16 protein-coding genes are annotated in these 14,550 nt (G+C 74.1%); 9 read left to right on the top strand and 7 right to left on the bottom strand.

All coding sequences use genetic code 11. The features are described 5' to 3' along the window. The first annotated feature begins 77 nt into the window (after positions 1-77). Positions 78-665, top strand: coding sequence for a maleylpyruvate isomerase N-terminal domain-containing protein (locus PSD17_RS24245; protein WP_013676597.1), 588 nt, complete (start codon positions 78-80; stop codon positions 663-665). A 186-nt stretch (positions 666-851) separates the two neighbouring features. Here the strand turns inward: PSD17_RS24245 and PSD17_RS24240 are convergent, their stop codons facing one another. Continuing rightward, positions 852-1,790 carry a hypothetical protein gene (locus PSD17_RS24240; RefSeq protein ID WP_339124653.1) on the bottom strand — a complete coding sequence of 313 codons (939 nt, stop codon included), beginning with the start codon at positions 1,788-1,790 and terminating at the stop codon, positions 852-854. Between the two features lie 424 nt (positions 1,791-2,214). Between PSD17_RS24240 and lepA the strand changes: the two genes are divergently transcribed. After that, positions 2,215-4,071 (top strand): translation elongation factor 4, encoded by a 1,857-nt coding sequence (lepA, locus tag PSD17_RS24235; protein WP_339124651.1) that lies wholly within the window; start codon positions 2,215-2,217, stop codon positions 4,069-4,071. Between the two features lie 45 nt (positions 4,072-4,116). Here the strand turns inward: lepA and PSD17_RS24230 are convergent, their stop codons facing one another. Next, entirely contained in the window at positions 4,117-4,584 is a 468-nt protein-coding gene (locus tag PSD17_RS24230) for a MarR family winged helix-turn-helix transcriptional regulator (protein WP_049803483.1), read from the bottom strand. A 78-nt stretch (positions 4,585-4,662) separates the two neighbouring features. Then, entirely contained in the window at positions 4,663-5,628 is a 966-nt protein-coding gene (locus PSD17_RS24225; protein WP_013676594.1) for a zinc-binding dehydrogenase, read from the bottom strand. A 43-nt stretch (positions 5,629-5,671) separates the two neighbouring features. Here PSD17_RS24225 and PSD17_RS24220 point away from each other — a divergent pair, with 43 nt between their 5' ends. From PSD17_RS24220 to PSD17_RS24210, 3 genes are all read left to right on the top strand, one after another. Next, positions 5,672-5,938: a hypothetical protein gene (locus tag PSD17_RS24220; protein ID WP_339124648.1), complete on the top strand. Its 267-nt coding sequence runs from the start codon at positions 5,672-5,674 to the stop codon at positions 5,936-5,938. A 1-nt stretch (position 5,939) separates the two neighbouring features. Then, positions 5,940-6,413: a ribonuclease domain-containing protein gene (locus tag PSD17_RS24215; protein WP_041759965.1), complete on the top strand. Its 474-nt coding sequence runs from the start codon at positions 5,940-5,942 to the stop codon at positions 6,411-6,413. A gap of 117 nt (positions 6,414-6,530) precedes the next feature. Then, positions 6,531-6,893 carry a barstar family protein gene (locus PSD17_RS24210; RefSeq protein WP_013676591.1) on the top strand — a complete coding sequence of 121 codons (363 nt, stop codon included), beginning with the start codon at positions 6,531-6,533 and terminating at the stop codon, positions 6,891-6,893. An 18-nt stretch (positions 6,894-6,911) separates the two neighbouring features. Here PSD17_RS24210 and PSD17_RS24205 read toward each other — a convergent pair whose 3' ends face one another. Then, entirely contained in the window at positions 6,912-7,760 is an 849-nt protein-coding gene (locus PSD17_RS24205; protein WP_013676590.1) for an NAD-dependent protein deacetylase, read from the bottom strand. A gap of 78 nt (positions 7,761-7,838) precedes the next feature. Between PSD17_RS24205 and PSD17_RS24200 the strand changes: the two genes are divergently transcribed. Next, positions 7,839-8,432: a TIGR03086 family metal-binding protein gene (locus PSD17_RS24200; RefSeq protein WP_013676589.1), complete on the top strand. Its 594-nt coding sequence runs from the start codon at positions 7,839-7,841 to the stop codon at positions 8,430-8,432. An 8-nt stretch (positions 8,433-8,440) separates the two neighbouring features. Here PSD17_RS24200 and PSD17_RS24195 read toward each other — a convergent pair whose 3' ends face one another. Further along, complete coding sequence (locus tag PSD17_RS24195) at positions 8,441-9,238, bottom strand: enoyl-CoA hydratase-related protein (RefSeq protein WP_013676588.1); 798 nt, start codon at positions 9,236-9,238, stop codon at positions 8,441-8,443. A 79-nt stretch (positions 9,239-9,317) separates the two neighbouring features. Between PSD17_RS24195 and PSD17_RS24190 the strand changes: the two genes are divergently transcribed. Both PSD17_RS24190 and PSD17_RS24185 read left to right on the top strand, forming a co-directional pair. Beyond that, positions 9,318-9,740: a PaaI family thioesterase gene (locus tag PSD17_RS24190; RefSeq protein WP_339124645.1), complete on the top strand. Its 423-nt coding sequence runs from the start codon at positions 9,318-9,320 to the stop codon at positions 9,738-9,740. A 293-nt stretch (positions 9,741-10,033) separates the two neighbouring features. Beyond that, positions 10,034-10,384, top strand: a complete 351-nt coding sequence (locus tag PSD17_RS24185; RefSeq protein ID WP_339124644.1) for a MaoC/PaaZ C-terminal domain-containing protein — start codon at positions 10,034-10,036, stop codon at positions 10,382-10,384. 16 nt (positions 10,385-10,400) lie between these two features. On the opposite strand, the gene PSD17_RS24180 is transcribed toward PSD17_RS24185, so the two are convergent. Continuing rightward, positions 10,401-10,814: a hypothetical protein gene (locus PSD17_RS24180; protein ID WP_013676586.1), complete on the bottom strand. Its 414-nt coding sequence runs from the start codon at positions 10,812-10,814 to the stop codon at positions 10,401-10,403. A gap of 248 nt (positions 10,815-11,062) precedes the next feature. Next, positions 11,063-12,160 carry an LLM class flavin-dependent oxidoreductase gene (locus PSD17_RS24175; protein WP_013676585.1) on the bottom strand — a complete coding sequence of 366 codons (1,098 nt, stop codon included), beginning with the start codon at positions 12,158-12,160 and terminating at the stop codon, positions 11,063-11,065. Between the two features lie 392 nt (positions 12,161-12,552). On the opposite strand from PSD17_RS24175, the gene PSD17_RS24170 reads away from it, so the two are divergent. Beyond that, the gene (locus tag PSD17_RS24170; RefSeq protein WP_013676584.1) at positions 12,553-14,505 is read left to right on the top strand and encodes an FAD/NAD(P)-binding protein; all 1,953 of its coding nucleotides are present in this window, start codon (positions 12,553-12,555) and stop codon (positions 14,503-14,505) included. The last annotated feature ends 45 nt before the right edge of the window (positions 14,506-14,550 follow it).

Here is a 14,550-nt window from a genome sequence, read left to right as displayed (position 1 = left end):
GGCCGCTATCTAGATGATAGCTATTTTCCGGCGGAACGTGCTATCACTTTTTGCGACGGGGGTCCTACCCTCTCCGGATGGACGCCGACGACGTGCGCCAGGCCGCTGCCGCGAGCGCGACGCTGCTCGAACCCGCTGCCGAGCGGGACTGGTCGGTCGCGGCGAGCGGCGTCGACATGTCCGTGGCCGGGGTGGTCGCGCACGTCGGGCAGACGCTGCTGCAGTTCGCGGCCGACCTCGCCGCCGGCGGCTCGCCGGTCGCGGCGCTGCACGTGCGGCTCGACCCCGCGGTCCCGGCTGCCGAGCTGCTGGCCACGACGGCGGTCTGCGCGGAGGTGCTCGCCTGCGTCGTCGAGACGATGCCGCCCGAGGTCCGCGGGCATCATCCCTTCGGCGCCGCCGATCCGGCCGGCTTCGCCGCGATGGGTTGCCTGGAGCTGCTGGTGCACACCGACGACGCCGCCCGCGGGCTCGGGCTCGTCTTCGAGCCCGACGCCCATCTCGCCCAGCACGTCCTGCACCGCCTGTTCCCGGCGGCGCCGCGAGGGGCGCGCTCCTGGCCCACACTGCGCTGGTCGACGGGCCGCTGCGCCCTCGACGCCGACCATCCCCGGTTGCAGGAATGGCGCTGGCACAGTGCCCCGCCGGACGGTCGTCCCGTCTGAACGCCCGCACGCCGCCACGGCATCCGGTCGCAACCTGACGGTCGTCTCGCATGCGGTCGGCAGCAGTGGGGTTGCGCGCCACCGACCGGCCGCAACCCCGCTGCTCTCTCCCAGCCCGAGGAGAGCAGTGGGGTTGCGGCTCGGGGGCGGCCCCGGGCGCGAGGGGCCGGGGCGCCGGTGCCCGGGTCAGGCGGGCGCGCCGGCCCGGTCGACGCGGCGGTGGTAGCGCTCGCCCAGCCGCCCGCCGAGGGTCGCGGTCAGCAGGGTGACGATCGCGACGACCACGAGCAGGACGATGCCGCCGATGGTCAGCGCGCCCGTCGGCAGCGCGATCGAGGGCAGCACGATGCGGTCCATGACGTCGTACTCCGCGCCCGCGACCGCGCCGGCGATACCGAGCACGATCGTCACGATCAGACCGAGGACCCAGGTGGCCGTGCCGTTGCGGGCGCCGTCGAACCGCGCGAGCCGCCCGGCGACGTACCCGCCGCCGAGGTAGGCCAGCCCCATCACGACGACGATCGTGATCGCGCCGACCAGCCCGACGGTCTCGGGCGCGGGGTTGGCGGGGGACCCGGAGAGGTCGAGGGAGAATCCGGGGGCCGCGGCGAGGCCCGCGGCGATCCCGAGCAGGATGACCGTCAGCCCGACGGCGACGATCCAGCCGAAGAACGCCGCACCGAACTTGACCCCGCCGAACCGCTCGTGCTGCCGCTCGCGCGCCATGATGAGAGCGCTGCGCCCGGCATAGTGCCGGTCGAGCTCGGAGCGGGTGTGGGCGTCGGGTTCGCCGGAGCGGGCCGCGGGCGCGGTGCGGAACGCCGCGCGGTCGACCGGCACCGCGACGCCGTCGTCGCCGTGCGGGGTCGCGCGGTCGAGGGGTACCAGCCGGCGCCTGCCGAACCTCTCCTTGACGACGCCCCACGGCACCGTGGAGCCGTCGGCCGGCGGATGCACCCCGGAGAGCGTGCCCAGCCGGACACCGTCGCGGCCGTGGACGGTCCGGCCGACCCAGCCGGCCGGGCCGCGCCCGTCCCCGGCGCCCGGCGCGGACCCGTCGACCACGGCCCCCGGAGCGGCGCCGGCCTGCGGACCGCCGCCGTCGACCGGGCCTCGGCCGGCCACGGTCTCGGGAGCGGCGCCGATCGGCGGACCGGATCCCGGCGCGGCGTCGGCTCGTGCACCGGAGGGACCCGGACCGGTATCGCGGGGAGGCCTGGCCGGGCCGGGTGCCACGTGTGGACCGGGCGCCGTCGGAGGGTCGACGGCGGCGTGCCGTGCCCCCGGCCTGTCGTCGGGAGGTGTCGCGTCCTGCATATCGGGTGGCGGCGGGTCGTGCGGCGACGGTGCCGCGCGGTGCCGCGGCTCGTACGGCGTCTGGTTCGGCGTCGTGGTCATGGGGGACACCTCCTGATCCCCACGTTCCCGATGGTGTCGCCGCTCACACCCGACGCACGCGCAGGTCACCGGATCGGTGGGCGGCCGGGAGGCCGCAGGCCGCGGCGACGGACATGGGACGATGGAGGTCACCCGCAGCGAAGGAACCTGAGTGACGACGTACGCCGACCGCACGTTCACCCCGCCGGAGCGCATCCGGAACTTCTGCATCATCGCCCACATCGACCACGGGAAGTCCACCCTGGCCGACCGGATGCTGCAGCTCACCGGGGTCGTCGAGGAGCGCGCGATGCGGGCGCAGTACCTCGACCGGATGGACATCGAGCGCGAGCGCGGCATCACGATCAAGGCGCAGAACGTCCGGCTGCCGTGGAAGGTCACCGGCGAGGACGGCTCGGAGCAGGACGTGGTCCTGCACCTCATCGACACCCCCGGCCACGTCGACTTCACCTACGAGGTCTCCCGCGCGCTCGAGGCGTGCGAGGGCGCGATCCTGCTGGTCGACGCGGCGCAGGGCATCGAGGCGCAGACGCTCGCGAACTTGTACCTGGCGCTGGAGAAGGACCTGACGATCGTCCCGGTCCTCAACAAGATCGACCTTCCCGCCGCCGACCCCGACCGCTACGCCGCCGAGATCGCCCACATCGTCGGCTGCGAGGCCGAGGACGTGCTGCGGGTGAGCGCCAAGACCGGCGACGGCGTGCGCGAGCTGCTCGACGAGGTCGTCCGGCAGGTGCCCCCGCCCGTCGGCGACCCGGACGCACCGGCCCGGGCGATGATCTTCGACTCCGTGTACGACACCTACCGCGGCGTCGTCACCTACATCCGGGTCGTCGACGGGAAGATCACCCCGCGCGAGCGGATCCGGATGATGTCGACGGGCGCGACGCACGAGCTTCTCGAGGTCGGCATCGTCTCGCCGGAGCCCAAGCCGTCGGACGGCCTGGGCGTCGGCGAGGTGGGCTACCTGATCACCGGGGTGAAGGACGTCCGGCAGTCGAAGGTCGGTGACACGGTCACCAGCCAGCGGCACGGCGCGAGCGAGCCGCTCACCGGCTACCGGGAGCCGCGGCCGATGGTCTACTCGGGCCTCTACCCGGTCGACGGCTCGCAGTACCCGGACCTGCGCGAGGCGCTCGACAAGCTGCAGCTCAACGACGCGGCGCTCACCTACGAGCCGGAGACGTCGGCGGCGCTGGGCTTCGGGTTCCGGTGCGGCTTCCTGGGCCTGCTGCACCTGGAGATCACCCGTGACCGGCTGGAGCGCGAGGCGGGGCTCGACCTGATCTCGACGGCGCCGAACGTCGTCTACCGGGTGGTGCGCGACGACGGCGCCGAGCAGCTGGTCACCAACCCGTCGGACTGGCCGACGGGGCGGGTCGCGCAGGTCTTCGAGCCGGTCGTCAAGGTGACGGTGCTGGCGCCGTCGGAGTTCGTCGGCACGATCATGGAGCTGTGCCAGAACCGGCGCGGGCAGCTCGGCGGCATGGACTACCTGTCCGAGACGCGCGTCGAGCTGCGGTACACGATGCCGCTGGCCGAGATCATCTTCGACTTCTTCGACGCGCTGAAGTCGCGCACCCGCGGCTACGCGAGCCTCGACTACGAGGAGGCGGGCGAGCAGGAGTCGGACCTGGTCAAGGTCGACATCATGCTGCAGGGCGAGCCGGTCGACGCGTTCTCGGCGATCCGGCACAAGGACGACGCCTACTCCTACGGCACCTCGATGACGACGAAGCTGCGCGAGCTGATCCCGCGCCAGCAGTTCGAGGTGCCGATCCAGGCGGCCATCGGGTCGCGGATCATCGCGCGCGAGAACATCCGCGCGATCCGCAAGGACGTGCTGGCCAAGTGCTACGGCGGCGACATCACCCGCAAGCGGAAGCTGCTGGAGAAGCAGAAGGAGGGCAAGAAGCGGATGAAGACCATCGGCCGGGTCGAGGTTCCGCAGGAGGCCTTCGTGGCGGCGCTGTCGACGGACTCGTCGGCGGACAAGGCGAAGAAGTAGGACCGGGGCCCGGGTGGCGACCGCGCCGCCCGGGCCGTCCGGACCTCAGGCCGAGGTGTCGGCCAGGTGCGCCAGCAGGTCGGCCAGCTGGGCGCGTTCGCGGGGGTGGGCGCCCAGTGCGGTGCCGATCCGGCGTTCCACCATCCCGCACACCCGTTCGACCACGCCGCGCCCTTCGGCCGCCAGGTGCACGAGCACGCGGCGCCGGTCGACGGGGTCGTGGCGGCGGTAGGCCAGCCCTGAGGCGACCAGCCGGTCGACGACGCGGGTCGCCGTCGGGGCCGGCAGAGCGGTGTGGCCGGCGATCTCACCCATGCTCCGGCCACCTCCCCTGGCCAGCATCAGGAGGACCCGCCAGCCGTCGCGGCTGACCCCCTCGGACGTGGTCGCGGGGACCAGTGCCGTGGCGACGGCACGGTCAACGCGGTCGAGCAGCTCGACCAGGCCGGGTACGCGCGGCGCCGGGGCGGCGGCGACAGCCCCCGGCGCCGATCGACTGAATGGCTCAGACACGGTGACCGACTGTACTTGACGATTGAGCTATCTCGGCCACTTTGCTGGGAAGATGCCGGGAAAAGGTCGTTTTCGGTGTCAGTGAGTGAACACGATCTTGCCGGCTGTATTGCCCTCGAGCATCGCGCGGAAGCCCTCGGTCGCCTCGCTCATGGGCAGCTCGAGGCCGATCTCGGGGTCGATCCCGGCGTTCGCGACGAACTGCAGCAGGTTCGCGAGCTCGTCGCGGGTGCCCATGGTCGAGCCCTCGACCCGGATCTGCAGGAAGAACAGCCGCTGCAGATCGGCGTTCGCGTCGGGGCCGCTCGTCGAGCCGCAGCAGATGATCGCGCCGCCCGGGCGCACCGAGCGCATCGAGTGCCCCCACGTCGCCTTGCCGACGCTCTCGAAGACCGCGTCGACCCGCTCGGGCAGCCGCGCGCCCGACTCGAACGTCGCGTGCGCGCCGAGCTTCTCGGCCAGCGCACGCTTCTCCTCGCTGCGGCCGGTGACCCAGACCCGCATGCCGGCGGCCCGGCCGAGCTGGACCAGCGCCGTCGACACGCCGCCGGAGGCGCCCTGCACGAGCATCGTCTGGCCCGGCTGCAGGCCGGACTTGGTGAACAGCATCCGGTAGGCCGTCAGCCACGCGGTGCCCATGACGGCGGCCTGCGCGGCGGAGAGCCCGGTGGGGCGGGGCACGGCGTTGCGCGCGGGCACGACGACCGTGTCGGCCATCGTGCCCTGGTACTTCTCGGTCAGCAGCGTGCGCCGCGGGTCGAGGGTCTCGTCGCCGCGCCAGGCCGGGTCGCCGATCACGGAGTGGATGACGACGTCGGTGCCGTCCTCGAGCGTGCCGGCGCCGTCGCAGCCCAGGATCATCGGGAACTGCTCGGGCTTGATGCCGACGCCCCGCAGCGTCCACAGGTCGTGCATGTTCAGGCTCGCCGCCCCCACCTTCACCGCGACCCAGCCCTCGGGCACCTCCGGATCGGGTCGCTCCCCGACGGTGAGCGAGTCGAGGGGGGAGTCGGCATTCGGCGCGGCGGCGTAGACGGCGAACATGCCCAGAACCTAGCCAACACGGCCCGGGTCTACCGTGTGACGTGTGCGGGCGGTGGCGGACTGGTGGGACGCGGTCGAGCTGTGGGTGACCCAGCTGGCCTTCCCGCTGCAGGTCGTGCTGGCCGCGGTCGTCGTGCTGCCGGTGTGCGCGGGCCTGGCGATCCTCGTCGACCGGGTGTCCGGCGTCGTCGAGACGATCTACGACGCGCTGCCGCGCGCGAACCGGCTCGGCCGGGCGCCGGAGCCGCTGCTGGACCCGGTGGCAGGTGCCCCGGCCGACCTGCTGCCGGCGCGGACGGACGAGCCCTGAGGTGACCTCACCGCGTCGCGGCGGATCGGTGCGCGTCGCGCTGGTCGCCCTCGCCGTGCTCGCCGGGCTGGTCGCCGTCGGACTGGTCACCGGGCGCAGCGGGACGCCCGCGGCGGACCCGGGCTCCGCGTCGACGGGCTGCGTGGTCGTCTCATCGCAGGTCCCGGGCGCGTCGGCGTCGAAACTGCCGGTCCAGCCGCTGTGCGCGCTGCCACCCGAGGCCGCCACCGTGTACTCGCAGATCAGGTCGGGCGGTCCCTACCGCTACGACCGCGACGGCGTCGTCTTCGCCAACGCCGAGAGGTTGCTGCCCGCCGAACCGCGCGGCTACTACCACGAGTTCACCGTCCCGACGCCCGGCGAGACCGACCGCGGGGCGCGCCGGCTCGTCACGGGTGCGGGCCAGGAGCTGTACTACACCGGCGACCACTACGGGAGCTTCGTCGTCGTCGACGGGGCGGCGACGGGCGGCTGAGGGACCGGCGCCGAGCAGGACCCGGACCGTCACCGGACGGACACGGCAGGTCCACCCGGGCGATGCTCTGGCGAACCGGGCCCGGCTCAGTGATGATGACCACATGACGGTGCAGTCGTGAGCGTTCTCCAGTGCAGCCCGCGCGAGGCGGGGCAGGTCGCCGACACGGCCCGGCGTTGCGGCGCACGGGTGGTCGAGGTCGACGGGCCCGCCGACCGGAGCGGCTTCTACGCGGCGGTCGCGGCGCAGCTCGACGTGCCCGACTGGTTCGGGCACAACCTCGACGCGCTGCGCGACGTCCTCACCGACCTGTCCTGGCTGCCGCCGGGCGAGGTCGTGCTCGTGTGGGACGACCCGGCGACGCTCGCGGCCACCGACGCCGACGGGCACGAGCGGCTGCTGGACGTGCTGGCCGACGCGGCGGTCGCGACCTCGCACGGCGAGCGCCCGCTGAGGATCGTGCTGACCGGCCGGACCTGACCCGCCCCGGCGGCGGGCTCAGGCCGCGGCCAGCGCGACGAGCGTCTCGGAGCAGCCGGCGTCGACCCGCAGCGTCGCGAGCGGGTCGCCGCGCGTCGCGCCGCGGTTGACGATCACGACCGGGACGTCGAGCGCGCGGGCGCGTTTGACGAACCGCAGTCCGGACATCACGGTCAACGACGACCCGGCGACGAGCAGCGCACCCCCGCAGGCGGCCAGTCCTTCGACCAGCCCGTAGGAGCGCTCGACCCGCTCGCGCGGGACGTTCTCGCCGAAGAACACCACGTGCGGCTTGAGCACACCGCCGCACGCCGCGCAGTCGGCGACGACGAAGCCGTCGGTGTCGTCGAGCACCGCGTCGCCGTCCGGGGCGGCCTCCGCGGCGACCGCGGCCTCGGCGAAGCCCGGGTTGAGCGCGGCCAGCCTGGCCTGCAGCACGTCGCGGGCGGTGACGGCGCGGCAGTCGAGGCAGACCACCTCGTCGATCCGTCCGTGCAGGTCGACGACGTCGCGGCTGCCGGCGGCACCGTGCAGCCCGTCGACGTTCTGGGTGATCACCGACCGCAGCACCCCGGCGTCCTCCAGGGCGGCCAGCGCGTGGTGTCCGGCGTTGGGCACGGCATGGCGCATCCGCGACCAGCCGACGTGGCTGCGGGCCCAGTAGCGGCGGCGGGCGGCGGGCCCCGAGCGGAACTCGCCGAAGGTCATCGGGGCGCGTGCGGGCGAGTTCGGCCCGCGGTAGTCGGGGATGCCGGAGTCGGTCGACAGACCCGCGCCGGTGAGGGCGACGAGCGGGCGCCCCAGCAGCAGTTCCAGGGCCGCGGTGGGATCGTGCGACACCGCGGGCGCGGCGGGAACGGCGGTCACGACGTCCAGGGTAGGCGCCGCGGCGAGGTGTCGCGTTCCTACAAGACCGCGGGCCGGTGCCCGAGCAGCATGGTCGTCATGGACCACACCGACCACATGCGCCAGAGCATCGACCTCGCGGTCTCGGTCATCGGTGGGACACCCGTCGAGCGATACGGCGACCCGTCGCCGTGCGCCGAGTTCACCGTGCGCGAGGTCGTCAACCACATCGCCTTCGGGCTCGTCCTCGCCCAGCGCTCGGCGACCCGCGAACCGTGGGACGAGAGCTGGAAGATCGAGGACGGCGCGCCGTTCCTCATCGGCGTGCCGGAGTCCGAGTGGGCTGCCCGCTGCGCCGAGGAGGGCGAGGCCACGGCCAGGGCGTGGGCCGAGCCCGGGGTGTGGGACGGCGACTCGCACATGGGTGGATCGCCGATGCCCGCGGCCGTGATCGGCCAGATGATGACCTCCGAGTTCGCCGTCCATGCCTGGGACGTCGCCGCCGCGACCGGGCGCGACCTCGACGTCCCCGCGGCGCTGGGCGAGGCGGTACTGGAGGGGATCCTCGCGGTCGCGCCGATGGGCCGCGAGGGCGGCTGGTTCGGCGCCGAGGTGCCGGTCCGTCCCGACGCGCCCGCGTTCGAGCGGGCGGTCGGCGCCAGCGGCCGCGACCCCGGCTGGACCCGCGGCTAGGTGCTAGGTCAGTCCGGCACGACCCAGGAGGGGCTGCGCTTCTCGGCGAAGGCCCGCATCCCCTCCTGGCCGTCGGGACCGGCGAAGTACGACGCCGACAGCTCCTGCATCTGCGCGAAGTCCTCGCGCATCGACGACGGCCGCTCGGCGCGCAGCATCTCCTTGGTTCCGGCCAGCGCCGCCGGCGCGCCCAGCTTCAGCGCGGCCACGTAACGGTCGACGGCCGCGTCGAGCTCGTCGGCCGGGACGGACGCGTTGATCAACCCGATCGCCGCGGCGCGCGGTGCGTCGAACACCTCCGCGGTGAGGAACAGCTCGTGCGCCGCGCGGGGGAGCAGCCGCGGCAGGACCGTCACCGAGATGACGGCCGGCACCAGCCCGAGCCGGACCTCGGTGAACGCGAACGTCGCCCGGTCGACGGCGACCGCGATGTCGGCGGCGGCGACGAGGCCGACGCCGCCCGCCCGCGCGGCCCCGCCGACCCGGGCGACGACCGGCTTCGGCGAGCTCCACACCGTCTCGAGGATCGCCGGGACCTCGTTGATCCCCTGCTGGTCGGCGCCCGCGCCGCGGGTCTCCTTGAGATCCATGCCCGAGCAGAAGACGGACCCGGTGTGCGACAGCACGATCACCCGCGCGGTCTCGTCGGCGATCGCGCGCTCCAGCCGATCGAGCAGCTCGCGGCGCAGCTGGGCGGACAGCGCGTTGCGGTTGCCGGGGGAGTCGAGCGTGATCGTCGCGACGCCCGCGGTGACGTCGAGGTGGACGAGCTCCGAGGGGGCGGCGTCGGCGTCGGGAGGGGTCATGGCCGGACCGTAGCCGACGCCGTGCGCGCCGGTCCCACGCCCGGACACACGTCACGATCACCCGTGGCAGGCTGCGGGGATGGCCGACGTCACCGAGGACCCTGCCGACGACCCGAACGCGTTCCTCCACTCCGCCATGCCCTTCGCGGCACTGATCGGCGCCACCGCCGTCGCGGCGGGACCGGACGAGGTGCGGCTGCGCCTGGACTGGCATCCCACCCGCACGACCACGGCCGGGGTGCTCCACGGCGGCGCGCTGATGGCGTTGGCCGACACCGCGGGCGGCTGGGCGGCGTTCCTCAACCTGCCGGACGGCGCGACGGGCACGGCGACGATCTCCTCGGCGACGAACTTCCTGCGCCCGGTGGTCGAGGGCTACGTCGAGGCCGTCGCGCGGCCGCTGCACCGCGGACGCACGACGATCGTCGTCGACACCGAGCTGCGCGACCCGCGGGATCGGCTGGTCGCCCGGGTCACCCAGACGCAGGCGGTCCTGCCCTGACCGTGAGGCCTCCCGATCGGGCCGACGACCCGATCGGGCCGACGACGACGCGACACAGCCGAGGAGGCGACCGGTGACCAGCACCCCCCGGGACGACACCCGACACCTCGCAGCGGCCTCCCGTCGGGCCGCTCCGCCGTCACGACGTACTACACCTGCGTGTACCCGGGCGTGACGATCGACGGGCAGGGCCCCGGGCCGGCCGCCGGTCCGGGGCCCTGCGCCCCGAGGACCGAGGACCGAGGACCGAGGACCGAGGAGCGGGCGAGCTGCGGCCGCACCGCGACTACGGCGTGACCCGCGAGGGCCCGACCGTCTACACCGAGTGCTCGACGATCTGGAACCCCATCCACACCGACATCCGGGTCGCCCACGCGTCGGGGCTCCCGGACATCGTGGTGCACGGCACCGAGACCATGGCCCGGGCGGTCACCGCGGTCCTCGACGACCAGGACCTCGGGCGGTGGACCGTCGGCCGTCTCGCGACGCGGTGCACGGGCATGGGCGTGCCCGGCGAGACCGTCACCGTGCACCGCACCGACCCACGGCCGGACCCGGCCGGGCACGTGATCGGCTTCCGCTCGACCCGCTCGGACGGCGCGACCGTCCTGCAGGGCAGCGTCGAGCTGGTCCCGCGCGGCTGACCTCGAGGTGCGACGGTCAGCGGGTGAAGAACGCGTCGGCCCGCCGGTTCCACAGCAGGACCAGGATCAGCACCGCGATGGCGATGGTGCCGATCGCGCCGGAACCGGGGCCGGTGCGCCCGTAGGTGAACAGGGTCGCGAGCGCGCCCGCCACCTGCAGCACCTCCAGCACCGACACCAGGATCCGGGCGCCGTTGCCGCCCTTGCCCAGCCGCGAGGCGACCGCCGCGGTGACGATGCCGACGAGCAGCACGAGGATCCCGATCGCGACCACGGTTCCGCGCCCGACGGTGAGGTCGACGTCCGGGGCGACGGCGGCCGCGACGACCAACAGCATGACGCCGATGAGGATCTGCAGGACCGCCGAGATCCATGTCAGGACGACGACCACGGTGACGCTGCCGGGACGTGTGACGTTGGCGGTGCTCATGACGAGACGCTCCTCCGATCGCGTGCGGAGTCCCGCGGCGGCGGAGCGTGCGTTCTCCCGGCGCCGGGAGTGCTGGCAGCAGTGCACTCGCCGGGAACGACCACACCGTTACGGTTGGTCCGCCCGAGGTCCGGGCCGGTCGCCCGGCCCGGACCCGGCGACGGGCGACGCCCCAGCGACCGCCCGTCGGCTCGTGGAATCGCCCGCGCCCGCCCGGCCGTTACGGCCGCCGCGCGAGCGGCGCCGGGTCAGGCCGCGGCGGCGTCGCGCCGGGCGACCTCGGCGCGGACGAGCGGGATCACCTCGCGGCCGAACTCGCGGGCGTCCTCGAGCAGGTCGTACCCGCGCGCGGAGAGGATCCGGACGCCGAGGTCGTAGTAGTCGAGCAGGGCGGCGGCGACCGTCTCTGGCGTGCCGACGAGCGCCGTCGAGTTGCCCGCGCCGCCAGTGGCCGCGGCGGTGACCGTCCACAGTGCCCGGTCGTGACGTTCGCCCGACCCGGCCGCGGCGAGCAGCCGCTGCGAGCCCGCATTCTCCGGGGCGGTGAGCGAGTGCCGGCGCGTGAGCGGTGTCGTCCCGCCCGCGGTGCGCTCCCGGATCCGCGCGACCGTGGCGTACGCCTTCTCCCAGGCCTCCTCCTCGGTGCGGCCCAGGATCGGCCGGAACGCCACCTGGAACGTCGGCGCAGGCCGGCCGGCGGCCCGCGCGAGCGCGGTGATCGTCGCGATCTGCTCGGCGGTGCCCGCGAGCGGCTCGCCCCACAGCGCGTAGATGTCGGCCTCCTCCGCGCCCACCCGGTACGCCGCCTGCGACGACCCCCCGAAGCTGATCCGCGGCCGGGGCTTCTGCGCGGGCTCGACGTCGAGGACGAAGTCGGCGATGTCGTAGTGCTCGCCGTGGTAGTCGAACGGCTCTCGCGACGTCCATGCGAGCTTGAGGATCTGGATCGCCTCGCGGGTGCGGTCGTAGCGGCGGTCCTTGGGCAGGGTGTCGCCCTCCCGCTGCTGCTCGTGGTCGTTGCCACCGGTGATCACGTGCAGGGTGAGCCGGCCATCACTGATCTGGTCGAGGGTCGCGACGGTCTTCGCGGCGAACGTGGGCGCCGAGACGTTGGGCCGGTGGGCGAGCAGCAGCTGCAGCCGCTCGGTGTGGTCGGCGATGTAGGCGGCGGCCTGCGCGGGGTCGGGGCTGCCCGACGAGTACGCCGTGAGGACGCGGTCCCAGCCGCTCTCCTCGTGGGCGCGAGCGAGCGCGAGGGTGAAGTCCTTGTCGAAGGCGGGGCCGGACCGGGCGTGGGTCTCGGTCCCGTCGTTGGTGGCGCCGATGCCGAGGAACTCGACGGGCATGGGTGTGCTCCTGGATGGTCGGGGACGGGCAGGGGGGCTGTCAGCGGGACCGTCGACAGGCCGCCGACCACACGCGACCGAAGTCGACGTGCCGGCGCGTCACCAGTGCCGTCCCCGGGCCGGGAGTCACCCCTCCACTGCAGCACCGCGGCCGCGCCCGGTCAACCGCGTGCCCGGTGTGACGATCTCGCGGTACCGACGACGGTGCGCACCCCGGTCGCGACGCCTACCCTCGAAGACGATGTCCGGTGACCGGAACGACGCGCGCCGGGGCCCCCGCATGCCCGTGACGCTGCTGGCCCGCCGCCGCCACGTCGACTTCTGCCGGACCAGCGCGGCGTTGACGGGCTGACGCGCCCCCCGCCCACCCGTCCCCGGCCGCAAGGACCGTCATGCCCCGTCGTCCCTCCTCGATCGCGATCGTCGGCGCCGGGCCACGCGGCGCCGGCATCCTGGAGCGCCTCGCCGCGAGCCTGCCCGAGCTGTTCGGCGACGGCGAGCTCGACGTCCACCTCGTCGACCCCTTCCCGCCGGGTGCGGGCCGCATCTGGCGGCACGCGCAGTCGCCGCTGCTGGCGATGAACTCGATGGCCGCCGACGTCACGATGTACACCGACGACTCCGTCGTGTGCGCCGGGCCGATCGTGCCCGGGCCGTCGCTGTGGGAGTGGGTGCAGCGGGTCCGCGCCGGTGAGCTGCCGACGGAGACCGCCGACGCCTACGGCCCGGCGCTGTGGGCCGAGCTGGAGTCCGTCGACGCCGCCACGTTCCCGAGCCGTCGGCTGCAGAGCCGTTACCTCGGCTGGGTGCTGCGCGACGTCGTCGCCTCGTTGCCGTCGCGGGTGCGCGTCCACGTCCACACCGGCCGCGCGACGAGGCTGACCGAGACCGGCGACGACCAGTGGCTGACCGTCGAGGGCGAGGACGTCCCGATCCGCGCCGACTCGGTCGTGCTCGCCTCCGGGCACCTCGACGCCGTCCCCACCGACGACGAGCGCGCCCTCCTCGCCCGCGCCGTCGACGCCGGGCTGCGGTACCTGCCGCCGGAACAGACGACCGACACCGACCTGTCGGTCGTCCAACCGGGGGAGACGGTGCTGGTCCGCGGCCTGGGACTGGCGTTCGTCGACCTCGTCGTGCTGCTCTTCGAGGGCCGCGGCGGCCGGTTCGTGGCCGACGACGACGCCGTCGGTGGGCTGCGCTACATCGCGTCGGGGCAAGAGCCCGTGCTCGTGGCGGGAAGCCCCCGCGGCGCGCCCTACCACTCGAAGACGCACTACGCGCTGCGTGCGGGTCGGCCGCCACTGCCGCGCTACTTCGGCCCCGACCAGATCGGCGTGCACACCGCGACCGGGCCCGTCGACCTGCGGGCGACGTTGTGGCCGCTGATCGCCAAGGAGATCGCGTGGGGGTGGTACCACGAGCTCGTCGCCGGGCACCCCGACCGCGTCACCCTCGACCTCGACGCGTTCACCGCCCGGTTCGACGCGCTCGACTGGGCCACCCCGCAGATGGACACCTTCCTCGCCGAGCTCGCCCCCGACCCGCTCGACCGTCTCGACCTCGACGCGCTCGACCGCCCGCTCGACGGCGTCACCGCGCCCGACCTCGACAGCCTGCAGCCGCTGGTCGTCGCACGGATCGCTGAGGACCTGCGCCAGCACGTCGATCCCCGGCACACGCCGCACCTCGGCGCCTTCGTCGCCATGCTGTCGATCTACGGGGAGCTCACCCGGCTGCAGGGCGAGAGCGCCTTGACGCCGGAGTCGCAGGCCCGCGACGTCTCCTGGTGGCAGGGGTTCTTCAACGGCGTCGCCAGCGGCCCGCCCGGCTTCCGGGTGCGCCAGATCCTCGCGCTCGCCGACGCCGGGCTCGTCCGGTTCCTCGGGCCCGGGATGTGGGTCGAGCAGGTCGGCCCCGAGGAGGGTGACGCAGGGCCGGGGAGCGCGGTCTTCCGGGCCGGCAGCGCCGCCACACCCGATACCGTCACCTCGACGATCCTCGTCGACGCCCGGCTCCCCGACCCGAGCGCCTCCCGCAGCACCGACCCGCTGCTGGCGTCGCTGCTGCGGTCCGGCGACGTCGTCGAACACGTCCTGCGCGCCGCCGATGGGACGGTCCTGCGCAACACCGGGCTCATCGAGGTCCGGGCCGCCGACGGTGCGGTCGTCGACGCGACCGGCGCCGCCCACCCGCGCCGGTTCGCCGTCGGGCCGCACACCCAGGTGAAGGTCGCGGGTGCGTTCACCCGGCCAGGGATGAACGCACAGAGCCTGCGCTACAACGACGCCGTCGCCCGCGCGATCCTGCGCAGCCTGCCGGTCGAGGAGGCCGCGGCGGCCTGACGCCACTCGCGATGTCGAGATGCCCGTCGGCCCGGTGCCCGACGA

Source organism: Pseudonocardia sp. D17, from assembly GCF_036984265.1.
Taxonomy (GTDB): Bacteria; Actinomycetota; Actinomycetes; order Mycobacteriales; family Pseudonocardiaceae; genus Pseudonocardia; species Pseudonocardia benzenivorans.
Note: the sequence above shows the minus strand (reverse complement) of the source record. Positions and strands in the feature narration are given on the sequence as shown.

What these genes read in the sequence shown, in the direction of transcription:
- PSD17_RS24245 (WP_013676597.1), top strand. Translation starts at nt 78, where the DNA reads ATGGACGCCGACGACGTGCGCCAGGCCGCTGCCGCGAGCGCGACGCTG.
- PSD17_RS24180 (WP_013676586.1), bottom strand. Translation starts at nt 10,814, where the DNA reads ATGAGCACCGCCAACGTCACACGTCCCGGCAGCGTCACCGTGGTCGTC.
- PSD17_RS24170 (WP_013676584.1), top strand. Translation starts at nt 12,553, where the DNA reads ATGCCCCGTCGTCCCTCCTCGATCGCGATCGTCGGCGCCGGGCCACGC.
- PSD17_RS24195 (WP_013676588.1), bottom strand. Translation starts at nt 9,238, where the DNA reads ATGACCCCTCCCGACGCCGACGCCGCCCCCTCGGAGCTCGTCCACCTC.
- PSD17_RS24175 (WP_013676585.1), bottom strand. Translation starts at nt 12,160, where the DNA reads ATGCCCGTCGAGTTCCTCGGCATCGGCGCCACCAACGACGGGACCGAG.
- PSD17_RS24190 (WP_339124645.1), top strand. Translation starts at nt 9,318, where the DNA reads ATGGCCGACGTCACCGAGGACCCTGCCGACGACCCGAACGCGTTCCTC.
- PSD17_RS24200 (WP_013676589.1), top strand. Translation starts at nt 7,839, where the DNA reads ATGGACCACACCGACCACATGCGCCAGAGCATCGACCTCGCGGTCTCG.
- PSD17_RS24225 (WP_013676594.1), bottom strand. Translation starts at nt 5,628, where the DNA reads ATGTTCGCCGTCTACGCCGCCGCGCCGAATGCCGACTCCCCCCTCGAC.